General features: G+C 35.9%; 16 protein-coding genes and 1 pseudogene. 10 read left to right on the top strand and 7 right to left on the bottom strand.

What is annotated here, in order from left to right:
• Positions 1-150 precede the first annotated feature (150 nt).
• The 4 genes and pseudogenes from RHABOEDO_RS10715 to RHABOEDO_RS03415 form a co-directional block, all read right to left on the bottom strand.
• Positions 151-300 (bottom strand): annotated as a pseudogene (locus tag RHABOEDO_RS10715) (transposase); the annotation flags it as partial.
• Positions 301-1,008: 708 nt separating this feature from the next.
• Positions 1,009-1,617: a hypothetical protein gene (locus RHABOEDO_RS03425; protein WP_220017773.1), complete on the bottom strand. Its 609-nt coding sequence runs from the start codon at positions 1,615-1,617 to the stop codon at positions 1,009-1,011.
• 87 nt (positions 1,618-1,704) lie between these two features.
• The gene (locus RHABOEDO_RS03420; protein ID WP_220017772.1) at positions 1,705-2,103 is read right to left on the bottom strand and encodes a helix-turn-helix domain-containing protein; all 399 of its coding nucleotides are present in this window, start codon (positions 2,101-2,103) and stop codon (positions 1,705-1,707) included.
• The gene (locus RHABOEDO_RS03415) at positions 2,054-2,218 is read right to left on the bottom strand and encodes a hypothetical protein (RefSeq protein ID WP_220017771.1); all 165 of its coding nucleotides are present in this window, start codon (positions 2,216-2,218) and stop codon (positions 2,054-2,056) included. The genes RHABOEDO_RS03420 and RHABOEDO_RS03415 overlap by 50 nt, the downstream gene beginning before the upstream one ends.
• Positions 2,219-2,270: 52 nt before the next feature.
• On the opposite strand from RHABOEDO_RS03415, the gene RHABOEDO_RS03410 reads away from it, so the two are divergent.
• Entirely contained in the window at positions 2,271-2,444 is a 174-nt protein-coding gene (locus RHABOEDO_RS03410; RefSeq protein ID WP_220017770.1) for a transposase family protein, read from the top strand.
• 90 nt (positions 2,445-2,534) lie between these two features.
• Here the strand turns inward: RHABOEDO_RS03410 and RHABOEDO_RS03405 are convergent, their stop codons facing one another.
• Entirely contained in the window at positions 2,535-2,735 is a 201-nt protein-coding gene (locus tag RHABOEDO_RS03405; protein WP_215217108.1) for a helix-turn-helix domain-containing protein, read from the bottom strand.
• A 137-nt stretch (positions 2,736-2,872) separates the two neighbouring features.
• Positions 2,873-3,796, bottom strand: a complete 924-nt coding sequence (locus tag RHABOEDO_RS03400; protein ID WP_215217107.1) for a thioredoxin fold domain-containing protein — start codon at positions 3,794-3,796, stop codon at positions 2,873-2,875.
• 66 nt (positions 3,797-3,862) lie between these two features.
• On the opposite strand from RHABOEDO_RS03400, the gene RHABOEDO_RS03395 reads away from it, so the two are divergent.
• The 9 genes from RHABOEDO_RS03395 to RHABOEDO_RS03355 all read left to right on the top strand — a co-directional run bounded on the left by RHABOEDO_RS03395 (position 3,863) and on the right by RHABOEDO_RS03355 (position 11,886).
• On the top strand, positions 3,863-4,336 hold the full coding sequence (locus RHABOEDO_RS03395) for a hypothetical protein (RefSeq protein ID WP_215217106.1): 474 nt from the start codon (positions 3,863-3,865) through the stop codon (positions 4,334-4,336).
• 80 nt (positions 4,337-4,416) lie between these two features.
• On the top strand, positions 4,417-5,667 hold the full coding sequence (gene pcnB / locus RHABOEDO_RS03390; RefSeq protein ID WP_215217105.1) for a polynucleotide adenylyltransferase PcnB: 1,251 nt from the start codon (positions 4,417-4,419) through the stop codon (positions 5,665-5,667).
• Entirely contained in the window at positions 5,639-6,391 is a 753-nt protein-coding gene (locus RHABOEDO_RS03385) for an alpha/beta hydrolase (RefSeq protein WP_215217104.1), read from the top strand. Before pcnB ends, RHABOEDO_RS03385 begins: the two co-directional genes overlap by 29 nt.
• The gene (lpxB, locus tag RHABOEDO_RS03380; RefSeq protein WP_215217103.1) at positions 6,391-7,518 is read left to right on the top strand and encodes a lipid-A-disaccharide synthase; all 1,128 of its coding nucleotides are present in this window, start codon (positions 6,391-6,393) and stop codon (positions 7,516-7,518) included. The genes RHABOEDO_RS03385 and lpxB overlap by 1 nt, the downstream gene beginning before the upstream one ends.
• A 54-nt stretch (positions 7,519-7,572) precedes the next feature.
• Positions 7,573-8,055, top strand: coding sequence for a DUF177 domain-containing protein (locus RHABOEDO_RS03375; protein ID WP_215217102.1), 483 nt, complete (start codon positions 7,573-7,575; stop codon positions 8,053-8,055).
• Positions 8,056-8,112: 57 nt separating this feature from the next.
• Complete coding sequence (gene rpmF, locus RHABOEDO_RS03370) at positions 8,113-8,295, top strand: 50S ribosomal protein L32 (protein ID WP_215217101.1); 183 nt, start codon at positions 8,113-8,115, stop codon at positions 8,293-8,295.
• Positions 8,279-9,301 (top strand): phosphate acyltransferase PlsX, encoded by a 1,023-nt coding sequence (gene plsX / locus RHABOEDO_RS03365; protein WP_220017769.1) that lies wholly within the window; start codon positions 8,279-8,281, stop codon positions 9,299-9,301. The genes rpmF and plsX overlap by 17 nt, the downstream gene beginning before the upstream one ends.
• A 61-nt stretch (positions 9,302-9,362) precedes the next feature.
• A complete protein-coding gene (locus RHABOEDO_RS03360) occupies positions 9,363-10,904 on the top strand; it encodes an Rne/Rng family ribonuclease (protein ID WP_350339704.1) in 1,542 nt (513 codons plus the stop codon).
• Positions 10,905-10,971: 67 nt separating this feature from the next.
• Positions 10,972-11,886 carry a 1-acyl-sn-glycerol-3-phosphate acyltransferase gene (locus RHABOEDO_RS03355; RefSeq protein ID WP_220017768.1) on the top strand — a complete coding sequence of 305 codons (915 nt, stop codon included), beginning with the start codon at positions 10,972-10,974 and terminating at the stop codon, positions 11,884-11,886.
• 2 nt (positions 11,887-11,888) lie between these two features.
• Here RHABOEDO_RS03355 and RHABOEDO_RS03350 read toward each other — a convergent pair whose 3' ends face one another.
• Entirely contained in the window at positions 11,889-12,962 is a 1,074-nt protein-coding gene (locus tag RHABOEDO_RS03350) for a hypothetical protein (RefSeq protein ID WP_215217097.1), read from the bottom strand.
• Between the last annotated feature and the right edge of the window lie 14 nt (positions 12,963-12,976).

The following is a 12,976-nucleotide window of genomic DNA, read 5'->3' as shown; positions in this document are numbered from 1 at the left end:
TCGAAAAATGCATCATAATAGATGAAGAATGAATCCTTCCATTTTATACTCCTTATGAAAAAGGAGCCAGAATCATTTTTTATCTCTCAATTATCAAGAAAAATCTTCATGCGTTGGCCCTGGTAAAACACAGACATTATTTCAGAAATGGAAATAATAATAACATAATTCCCATTTAGGATATTCTATGGGTAACATACGCCACTGGCAACCACTTTTTAAAATGTACAAAATTCCACAAAAAATATCCTATAGATCAACTATTCGTGGACGTGTTTTTTTGCGTGTAGACTCAAGTATACTCGTTTACATTTAAATTAAGAGTTTGAATATATAAACATTTTTATACAAAAGATAACATCTTCTTGGAAGATAGAGTAGTTTTTTTAAAAAAATCTATTTATGCAATTCTTAATTTGAAATCAAACTAGTATATTAGATGGATTTTGCTAAATTGGTTACGAGAGATATCGCTTGGATAAGAGCGGGTCATAATTACCTCCAAAGGTTTTATGAAAACCATCATTATACCTTACTGAAAAGATTTTAAACAGGCGCTTAGAAGAGATACCGAAACTAACAGATGTTTTGAAATGTAGGATTAACGACAAGTTTCAAGTCGTTGACTTGAACCCCATTAAGTTAGCCGTTTGAATCGGCACTTCTATATATCTCAGGCTGTGCCCTAAATTTTTTCTAGATATTTGGCTCATCTTCCCAAGATGCTTTGAAAATGAAATGCTATTGAATATCCCAGTTCATAATGAATCAAACAAAGTGTATAGAAATTTCCACTTATTTACACTCGCATTTAGACCATAATAGGATTCCTATTCCTAGGCAAAAAATAAAAAATGTAATGAAACCTCTAAATGTAATCTTCTCTTTTCTTAGCCTTGACCAAGACCACTCCAAAAGAAAAGCGGATATTCCAACTCTAAAGAAAGCAAAAAATAAAATTACCAAAGATCCCGTAAAAATCTCTATTATATTTTTCAACACTGATAATTATCCTGTTTTTGACGTATCTGCAGAGCTTGAATTTGAAGAACTGGATTCACTTCCAGAGCTTGGTGCTTGATTAAACCCACCGAAAGATTCATGACCAGATACAAGGTCCATTACATCTCTTCCAGCACTTCCAAAGTTCAAATTACCAGCGTGCTCTGCGATATCAGCAATAGAAACCCCAGGTCTATCATTATGCGTACAGGCATAATCATTGCTATTGGAAGAGCTATTGTTGTTAGGAGAATCATTGCTAGCATTGCTTTCATGAGAAGAGCCGTTTCCTCCGCCAAGAAGTCTGTACGTATAATTAATGGAATAATTTTCACAAGATCCTAGACTTTCGAATATGGTAAAGTATCCGATCTTGTTGATTTTTTCAATTTGCTTGGGGGAGATTCCTCGCAAATTTTTATCTATATTATCTTTAGAGATTCTAAAGGGGCTTTCATTTCCTCTTTGAACAGAAAAAGAACCGTCCTCGTACCAGAGATTGTTTATATTGGCAGAGCCTCTAGCATAAAAGTTCTCAATTGATCTTCTCATATTTACTCCCTTTTTTAGTTTAAGGCATTCAAAAATAAAAAATATTTTAATTTCTTGCAACATAAACGTAAAATCTCAAAGGTCATTTCCGCTAAGCTCCCAATAGATCTTATCTCCTTATTACACCAGCTGGAGAGTTTTTACCAGCTTTTAGCACAACCCCAATGGAATTATGATTAGCATACCTAAGACTACCACTATCACAGCACCCAATACCTGCGTTACAATCTCCAATGGGAATAACTTGTGCAGGTGTAAATTTAAGGTTATCTGCTGCAATAAAGAAACCATAGCTGATGGTGTATAACATATTCCAAAGTGGTCTTTGGCAAAATTGACAACTTGTTTAGCTGAACTGGGAGCTTCTTCTTTTACATAGATTTTTAGTTGTTTAAGTTGGCCTTGATTGAGCCGGCATGCCTTTCCTGCATAGTTCAAATTCAGCAATGCTTCTTTGCCACCTTCTAAATAAGTTTTATAGCAACGCCTTATCGTATCCTCATCTAGGAGTAAAGCATGTGCTACTTGTGGGTATGTCCAACCCTTCATCTAACAATAAAATAGATTTGATTCTATCGCGTAGCCTTTTATCCCGTTCATGGCGATGACGAGCCTTGAGGATGTCTTTTTGGTTTCTTGTTAAAAAGTTCGCTTCAGGTTGCATAGATGTAAGATTTATAACTCAATCAATGAGAAAAATTCAATGAATTTAGTGTTTGAAAAGTCTTTTTTCTAATGCATTTCAGTATATCTGCAAATATGGGGCTCCTTCTCATGATACCTATGAGAGGTTTTTTGCCTTTTTAAATCCTCATTCGTTCCGTACATGTTTTATGCAGTGGACTCAGTCCATAGCTCAGGCATTTGGAAGAGACAGCATTGCCATTTGACGGCCAAGACATTATGCGGTTCTGCTAATAAGACAATAGATCCTATTACGTAAACGGCGTTTCATTGTATCATGTCGTAAAGATTATTTATTAGATCTGGTAGGTGCAAAGGAAATTCTTCATGTGTAAGCCCTGACCGATAGTGCTATGATGAACTTTTAGAATGGTTGCTATTGAGCTAGATGTATCTCCTCTAGCTTTTAAAATATAAATCTGACATCTTTGGTTATAGGTTAGGTGATGGTAGCCTTTAGGCAAGGTCTCTCCTTTTGTTTGATTGTTAAAAATCACAATAGAGATTCTTTTATTGCCTGCCTATTCTTTTTTTTAATTCTTCTGTGCACTTCAAACTTGAAAAGACTATATTAAATAAACTAGTTATATTTATTTTTAATTACATTAGCTTAAAAGAAGGGGAGTCAAGGAACTCATTGATTATCAAATTCTTCTAACTGATAGATCTCTTGTAGTTGCAGTTTAAATGCATTAGGTGCATGCTTATAGGCTAATAACAAATACTCTCTAGCCTTTTCTAACCGATTTTTCTTCCATAGAAATTGTCCTAGTAATAACTCTATCTCCCAACGATATTGAGCCTCTATGAGAGCTGATGTGTGTAGGTATTCGAGTAAAGGTTCTATGGTTTTATCAACAGATTTGCCTTTGCGATTTCGATCATGAAATTCTATAGAGGCAAGGCAAGCTCTTGCACCTAATTGATGCATTTTATCTTTTCGCAATGTCTTTTTTTTAAATTTTAGAACATACGGATGACGAGACCCTTTTTCTTGTAAAAGCTGAGCATATTTTTCTAAGTGAAAAAAACATCCTTTTTCTTTTTTTACTCCTTGCTCCAAAATTTTTTCTTTAAAACAAGAAGCGGATAAACGAGAGGCCTTTTGATAAATTATTTGCCATTTCTCTTCATCAAAATCGGTATCTATGAAGGAACATATCGTTGAAAAATCATTTATTAGAGAGATTACAAGCTCTTTTAAAAGTTTATGATCGAGTGGTATAAAGTTCAATCTTGCAAATTCCCTTCCTTTAGGATCTAATAATAAAATTAAAGGACATTCCTGTACCTGATACTTATCGCGTATTTCTTTTTTTTGTTTCAAAAAGACTTGCCATAGAACCATTTCTTGCGAAATCTCTTTAATAAATTCAGGTTTTTGAAAAAGCTCTGTTTTCAACTGATCTGACCAACAACAACCCTCTTCCACAAGAAAAACAGCAAGAATGGGCAGATTACGTTCAGAGGAAAGGGTTAAAGCTTTATTTTCTTCAAATACCCAATCCGCAAAGACTAAACTAGTAAAAGCAAAAAATAAACATCCCATCTGAAACATAATTACAAAAAAAACAAAATCAATTACTATTAAACCTAAAAACGACCACTGGTTTTTCTATAAGAAATGTCTGTATTTCCTACTACTATTATTTTGCGACATCGTAAAGAAAATTTAAAAAAATGTAGCTTACGCGGTATAGAAACAAGAGAAGATTGCAAATTTTTTACATACCCTGTTCAGAGCTTGCCTGATTTATCCTCCTACGTTTTACTTACTTTAGATGCTCCTTACCTTTCTTTGAAAGATGCAAATTACGGTTTGTTTTTAATAGATGCAACTTGGAGATACGCGCAAACCATTTTTAAAAATCTCCCACAACCCCATCGTTTTATCTCACGTAGCCTTCCTTCTCATTTTCAAACCGCTTACCCACGCAAACAAGACGATTGCTTAGATCCTCAAAGAGGATTAGCGTCTATTGAAGCCTTATTTTTAGCTTATTATATATTGAGAAGAGATCCCAAAGGGATCCTTGATTTCTATCATTGGAAAAATTTGTTTATAGAAAAAAATCAAGTGTATGGCCTAAGTATTTAACAACCAAGGCAATCTTGACTTTTTCAACCGCTTTGAATTAAAGTGTTTTTCAGTGCAAATTTATTTATTTTAGGACTTTAGTGTCTCAACGCATTTATTCTTTTGAAGAACATCAGCTTTGCATGAAAAAAGTTGACTCCGATGCGCTGTATGTTATGCAAAAACTTCGCGCTGCAGGTTATATAGCCTATCTAGTCGGAGGAAGTGTTCGAGATCTGCTGCTGCATAAAAATCCTAAAGATTTTGATATCTGCACATCTGCACAACCAGAAGAAATAAAAAAAATATTCAGAAATTGTATTTTAGTAGGAAGGCGTTTTCGCCTTGCTCACATTCGATTTGGAAAAAAAACATTAGAGGTTTCCACCTTTCGTTCCGGAGATAATGAGCTCGATGAATTGATCGTACGCGACAATAAATGGGGAACGGCAAAAGAGGATGCTTTAAGACGTGATTTTACCATTAATGCATTGTTTTACGATCCAGACTCTCAGTCAATTATTGATTACATTGGAGGTTTTGAAGATATAAAAAAACAAATTCTGCGCACTATTGGCCAACCTTTTATTCGTTTTCGTCAAGATCCTGTTCGCATGCTAAGAATGCTTAAATTTCAAGCAAGGTTTGGTTTTACCATTGATGATCCTTCACATGTTGCTTTGCTTGAATGTCGTCAGGAAATTATGAAAAGCTCGCCTGCACGCATATTGGAAGAGTTGCTGCGCATGTTGGAATCTAAAGCTTCGGAGCCCTTTTTTCGTCTTCTTGCGGAACATGGGTTTATGTATTTGTTAATGCCTTCACTAGGAGATTTTTTAGATTCTAAAGATGCAGAAGAGGTTTTCTCTTTTCTAAAAGAAATCGATAATTACTTCATGAAATCGGATCATATAAACCTTTCACGCGCTGTTTTATTAGCTGCCTTGGCATTTCCTATACTGGAAAAAAAGATCTATACACATTATATGAATCGAGATATCATCCTGCATTTAGGACAGATAAACGAAGAAATACATGAGCTACTTGATGAAATGTTTCGCCCCTTTATAAATCTTTCTCGTAGATTACGTACAAGCTTGCAGTCGATTTTGGTTTCGCAATATCGCATTACTCCTTTTGATTCTAAAAAGCCACGACGCATTCGCATTCCTCAAGATCCAGATTTTATGCAAGCTATGCAATTTTTTGAAATTCGCTGTACATTAGAACCGGCTCTTAAAGTTGTATGGCAACAATGGAATCATGCCCTTACAAACCCTGCATCTAATAAGCGACGACGACGTAAAAAGAAAGTAAAAACAGATGAAACCCCTTCCTCCTCAGCAACTTAATCTAGCTTCTACCATTCAGTTAGAATATTTGGGACCATCTGTTGATTTAGGTCCTCTTCCTGCTATATTTTATTTTGCTCTATCCGCTAAAGATTCCCTGGTTTTAGATCCCTTTAATCAACCAGTCGTGTATCTTTCCCAGTTTCCTTTGAGGATTTTTTCGATCACTCTGCCTTATCATGAAGAAGGAAAACCTGCTACAAAAGGGCTTGCAGAATGGGCAACAGCTATGCAAAAAGGTGAAGATCTATTAGGAAATTATCTGAAAAAGATCCAAAATGCGATCGATCTTCTACTAAATCAAAAACTTATTCTACCAAATAAGATTGCGGCAATGGGACTATCTCGAGGAGCTTTGATTGCTGCACATGTAGCAGCAAAAAACTCTGAAGTTCCTTATTGGTTGGGATTTGCTCCTTTAACCAAACTCTCTTTTCTGCCAGGTTTTTCAGATTTGGTTAGCTGGGACCTTATGCATATAGTTGATCTGCTATCTGATAAAAAAATTCGCTGTTATATTGGAAATAGAGATGTTAGAGTAGGAACACGCAATTGTTTTGATTTGATAGAAACCCTTACTGAAACAGCTTACCAGAAAAGATGCCTGTCTCCTCCCATCGAATTGAGGATTTTACCTTCGATTGGATATCATGGTCACGGCACAGCAAAAGAAACATTTCATCATGGGGCAAAATGGATAGCTAAGCAACTTAAGGTCTTTTAATGCCTTGTGATCTTTTTATATTTTGTGGAGAACCAAGCGGTGATTTACATGCAGAATCTCTTTTAGCTGAGCTTAAAGTAAAAAAGCCTACTCTTAACATATTTGGTGTTGCTGGACCGCGCATGCGACATCAAGGAGTAAACCCCGTTCTTGCTATGGAAGAATTGCAAGTTATGGGGTTTATTGATGTGTTTTGCGCATTTCCTAAACTGGTACGTATGTTTTACAAAGTAGCAAACGCTATTTTAGAACTACAACCAAAAATGGTATTTACCATTGATTACCCAGGTTTTAGCTTACGATTACATCGACATTTAAAAAGAAGGGGTTTTAAAGGACAAATCGTGCATTTTATCTGTCCTTCGGTATGGGCATGGGGGAAGCATCGAATTGCTTTTATGGAAAAGCATTTAGATCATTTATTTACTATCTTGCCCTTTGAATCGCAAATTTTTCGAAAGCTCCCTACACAATATGTTGGTCATCCCCTTAATTTTCGCATTCAGTCTTATAACTATCAAAATCTTGATTTGCCAAAAGATAAGCAAATCATTGCGCTATTTCCTGGAAGCAGATCTAAAGAGATCGAGCGTAATTTACCTATTTACCTCGATACCTGTAAACACTTATGCGCAAATAATCCTCATTTGCATATTGCTCTTTCTGTAGCACAACCTAAATTTCATTCTCAAATCCTCTTCATTCTACAAAAAAAAAACTGGAATTATCCGATTACTTTTGTTCCTTCTACTCATAGCTATGAACTCATGCAAAAAACCCATCTTGCAATTGCTAAATCAGGAACGGTAACCCTTGAATTAGTGCTTCACTTTGTTCCTACAGTGGTTACCTATGGGTTATCTAAACTCGATCTAATTATAGCAAGAGATCTATTACGCATCCGACTACCATTTTATTGTTTAGTAAACATCATTGCAAATCAAGAGATCTTTCCTGAGCTCATTGGGCCTTATTTTACTAACACCTCTCTTCTATCTCATGCATACCACTTACTTGAAAATCACCCAGTTTATCAAGAAAAATGTAAACATATACTAACTTTACTTGGCAGAGCAAATGCAGCAAAAGAGGTAAGCAAACAGATCTGTCTCATGCTCAGTAATTAAAATCTTATTTTATCTAGAAAATAATATAGATTTTTACTAAATTTGGTCTAATTTATGAAAGAATTACATATTTACATCGACCGTTTAAAAAAAGGTCAAACAGAAAAGATTTCAGAAAGCATTTCCTCTGATTTTTTAGAAATTGAAGAACAAGATCTTGTCTTCGATAAGATCTTCAAGATAGATGCTGAAGCCTATTTGGCAAATGATCATTTAATGATGCAGTTTACATTAAATATCAGTGTTTTTATCCCTTGCTCTATTTGCAACAAAATGACAGAAAATAGTTTAAAATTAAACAATACCTGCTTTTCCATAGCATTGTCTGAGATTAAAGGTGCTGTTTTTGACTTTACCGATGAAATACGCTCCACAATCCTCAACCTAGTCCCTGCTTTTTGTGAGTGTAACCAAGGTAACTGCCCAGACAGACCTGCTTTAAAAAAATATTTAAAAACCCCTGTAAAAGATGGGCCTAGCAAAACAAAAGACGTTTACTTCCCTTTTGCAGAAGACAATTTTTTCATTGAACTTTAAATAAAGTCTTAAATTAGTTATAAATAATCCAGATGATTTTTTAAGGAGTATTCAACCATGGCCGTCCCTCGTAACCGTACCTCTAATGCTCGAAAGAATTCCCGCCGCGCTCACCATGCCAAAAAACCAAAAAATGTAAATAGCTGCACGAATTGCGCTCAAAGCTGCTTGTCTCATCGTATTTGCTCTCATTGTGGATTTTATGCAGGACGTTGGGTATTCAGTGAGAGGAAAGGTTAAGTCTCCCCTATCTATTGGCATCGACTTAATGGGAAGCGATGCCCCTGCAAGAGAACTGCTTGAAACTATTCTCTTGCATTATGACTCATTTGACGACCCCATTTATTTAACTTTGTTTGGCACTTCGGAAGTGTTTGAAGGTATTCCTTCCCCTTCTGCTTCCCTTTCTTTCTTTCCTGTGCAAGAAGCTATTTACATGCATGAGTTGCCCCTAATTGCTATTAAACGTAAGCCTCATTCTTCTTTATGTGTGGGAATTCGCATGTTAAAAGAAGGCCATTTGCATGCCTTTATTTCAGCGGGGAATACAGGCGCTTTAATGAGCTGTGCAAAGATACATCTAGCCTCACTATCTGGCTTAAAAAGGCCTGCTTTACTAACCCTATTCCCTGGGCATCAATCGGAGATTGCTCTGCTCGATGTTGGGGCCAGTATTTCTTACAAAGCAGCTCATCTTGTGCATTTTGCAGCCATGGGAATTGCCTATCAGAAAAGTCGGGGTATTTCTTATCCTAAATTGGCACTTTTAAATATTGGCTCAGAAGCAAAAAAAGGTACCCCTGAACTAAGGGATGCCTATCAAACGCTAGAGCATCTGTCTGATAAGAATCATTTTATATTCATAGGGAATGTAGAAGCTAGAAATGTATTTCAAACGGAATTAGATGTGTTAATCACCGATGGGTTTACGGGTAACATATTTTTAAAAACCTCTGAAGGAATTGCTTTTAATATTTTAAAAATGATTGGTGATATTGATAAAGAAAATCATTCTTTACCATTACAAAGAGCCCTTTATGAATTACGCCAAAAACTCGATTATTCTAAGTATCCAGGAGCTCTTCTTGCAGGGATTGATAAAATTGTCATTAAGTGTCATGGAGAAGGCTCTTCTTCGAGTATCCTAAGCAGTATTAATAATGCTTGTCAGTTAATTAAATATAATTTTATTGACAAGGTTAAAGAACAGTTGCAATCATTGCTTTTTTCTGGAAAAAGAACGTAAAATCTTATAGGATTACTTCTTTTAAGTCATATACTCATTAAAATCTGTTCGCTTAAAGGACCTGATGCAAGAAATTTTATTAAATATCGAGTCAAAAGAGGTTCGCTATGCTGTGCTTAAACACGGAACTCTTTATGATTTGATTGTAGAAAGAAAAAAAAATCGACAAATAGCCGGTAATATTTATCGCGGCCGTGTAACAAATATCTTACACAATATCCAATCTGCTTTCATTGATATTAATGAAGGAGAAAATGGATTTATCCATATTTCTGATATTTTGGAAAACACGCAGAAATTTCAAGAAATATTTGATATGGATTTTGAATGGAATCATCAAATCTCCTCAAAGCAGACCAAGCAACGCAAAGAGACCGATATTTCTAAGCTTTTAAAACCAGAGCAATCTGTACTCGTACAGGTGGTAAAAGAACCAATAGGCACTAAAGGAGCGCGATTAACTTCTAATATCTCTATTCCGGGTAGGTATCTTGTTTTGTTGCCTAATACTCCTCATAGAGGAGTATCGCGTAAGATAGAAGATCCTGCTTCAAGAGATCGTTTAAAAAAACTCATTCGTGCTTTTGAAATGCCGCAAGACATGGGACTTATTTGCCGAACGGCAAGTATGAATGCTTCTGCTGAAATGCTTATTAATGAAGCAAGTGAATTGCTTAAAACATGGCAACATATTATCGATCAATTCCATAAAGCTAATAAACCCACATGTCTGTATGAAGAATCCGATCTCATTAAACGCGCTATTTTAAGCGCAATTGATAAGAAGTTTGAGCGTTTGTTGGTGGATGATCACTCTGTTTACCAAAGATGTAAACGCATGTATACAAAATATGCATCAGAGCACCATTTAAAAATCGAGTTATACAGAGATAAAGTGCCTATGTTTGAAAGATTTGGTGCAGAAAGAGAAATTGAAAGAGCTCTGCGGCGTAAAATTTGGCTTCCAAGCGGTGGTTATTTGTTCTTTGATCGAACAGAGGCGATGTATACGATTGATGTAAATTCAGGACGCTCTCAAAGTTCAGCATCTGACGTAGAAGAAGCATTGGTACATATTAATATGGAAGCCGCAGAGGAAATCGCTCGCCAACTTCGTTTGCGTAATATTGGAGGCTTGATTATTTGTGATTTCATCGATATGCGCTCCCGCAAAAATCAACGCCGTGTCTTAGAACGCTTAAAAGAGGCAATGAAAGATGATTCTGCTAAATGTACAATTTCAAGTATGAGCGAATTTGGTTTGGTCGAAATGACCAGACAGCGTAGCCGAGAATCTCTTACTCAAACCATGTTTATAAGTTGTCCTTATTGTCACGGAAGTGGAATGATAAAAAACCATGAAAGCGCCTCTATTGAAATTAAGCGAACACTTAAAAAGCTGATTTGCCAACAACAACACTTTGGTCTCAAATTAGTTACCCATCCAGAACTAGAAGCCTACTTGAATCAATACGATAAGAAAAATCTGATAAAATTAGCAGAAAGCTGGCATGCGCAACTCTCTTTTGATAGTAATGACAACCTACATCTAAATGAATTTCAATTTTATTCAACAATCAATGAAAAAAAACTCGAAATCTAATGCATTCTTAGAAAAGCTGCAGTTTGCTATTAAACAGAATCTTATTCCTAAGAAATCCGCCACAATTTTGCACGGATTTTATACAGAATATAAAGCGGCGGCTCTACAGACAAGAGAAAAAACAGAGCAAATTTTTCTTACCTTTCTAGAACTTGTTCTCCTACAATGCGCTGATCCTTTTTCTTTTTCTCATTACCACCAAAGATTACGTAGATATTTTGATTATCACAAATTTGCCCTTGATTTTGTAAGGCCTCTTATTGATATATCCTCTTCTTCTTTAAAAGGAGAACTTTACTTAGAAGAAATAGATTCTCATTTAAAGAATAAAGACAATGTTATTCTTTTTGCTAATCATCAATCCGAGGGAGATCCTCAAATGATTAACATTTTATTAGAGAAAAAATTGCCAAAAATTGCAGAGGAACTCATTTTTGTTGCTGGTGATCGTGTAATCAGCGATCCATTAGCGGTTCCTTTAAGCTTGGGTTGTAATTTATTGTGTATCTATTCAAAGCGCTATATTGATAATCCTCCAGAACTGAAAATGAAAAAGCAGCTACACAATAAAAAAACCATGGATACTATGAGTTGCCTTTTAAAAAAAGGAGGGAATATTATCTATGTGGCCCCTAGTGGTGGTCGAGATAGAAGCAATAGCAAAGGAGTTATTGAAGTAGCAGATTTTGATCCTCCTAGCATTGAAATGTTTTATCTCATAGCTAAACGCTCTTTACACCCTACGCATTTTTATCCTCTAGCTTTAAAAACCTATGCTATCCTACCTCCTCCCAAAACCATCCAAGTAGAACTAGGAGAATCGCGAACAGTGAGTTATGGGCCGATTCAAATAGCATTTGGTCCCGAAATTAACATGGAAAACCGCGCCTTACAAACATCACACGATAAACATGCACGCCGCAAAGAGCGTGCAGAATTCATCTATAATTTAGTACGTAAGATGTACAATAACTTTTCCTAAATTTAAGATTTAGACAAATCTCTAAATGCTTTTTTCTGAAACTGCATGTCAACTGCGATTTCCAAATCTTTTTCATGAACCGGAGTTTCTTCTGAAGAAAATTGAGGAACAATTTCCAAGCAAAATGGGTGAAGCGTTTCTCTTGGTTTTTTTGGCCTATCCCACAAATTTGGTGAATTAGAAGAAACACTAGCTCCTTGAACTCCAAGCATCCCAAAAGTAGTATCAATATTTCTTGATGAAGGGCCCCTAGAGATTACCCCAGTCGGGACATCGCAACCAAGGTTGTCCTCATCAGAGTCACTATCACAAGCAATCCTTCTATCATCAGTAACTCTACCATCACTCAACCACCATGATGATGATTGCGTGGGTACTGGGGACTCAATGAGTATACCTATTACTGTAACCTTCGAAGTCATAAAATGAGCAGACACTCCAGCTCCTTCTTCTATCCCTTCCAAGTTGGCTTGAGATAAACCGACCCCACAAAAAGCCTCTTTATTTTTAAGTAGAATATCACATGTTTTTTCTTTAAACCCTTTTGCTATCTGAGAACCAGAAGAATCCCACGCTATATAGGCAATCTGTCCTTCTGATTCTATTTGAGGAAAAAAATTTCCCTTGCCTTCCTGATTTAAAGGAATAAGAGAAGAAACAACAAATCTTGGTATTTCTTTAGGAAATAAAGATAATGATGTTAATTTTGGAAAGCTTGCTTTAAGAAGGCTCAGAATAGTCGTGCATTCTTCTGACTTTTGCAATGTAGCCGGAAGAGGTGCTGATAAATCAATAGTATCCTCTATATCTTTCCAAAAAATAAGCAAATCTCTGTTCTTTTTCAGCTCTTTAACTGGCTCTTTAATACGAAGCCGTAGCTCTTGATCATTTACTTTAAACCTGATTTGTTTATCTAAAACCGAAGTGCTCTGAGAACATGCAGCACTAATATTAGCATTAGCTATATTCCTGGCAAAAGCTGCCATTTGATCTTTGGGAAAATTTGCAATTGAATTTTCTCTTGGGACTGACTGATTTGTTCGCGGATCGAACTTACCTAAATTATTTAGGGGCATAATAGACTCCTTTT

This window comes from Candidatus Rhabdochlamydia oedothoracis, from assembly GCF_019453995.1.
GTDB classification, from domain to species: domain Bacteria; phylum Chlamydiota; class Chlamydiia; order Chlamydiales; family Rhabdochlamydiaceae; genus Rhabdochlamydia; species Rhabdochlamydia oedothoracis.
The sequence above is the reverse complement of the archived record's forward strand: the minus strand, read 5'-3'. Positions and strand labels throughout refer to the sequence as shown.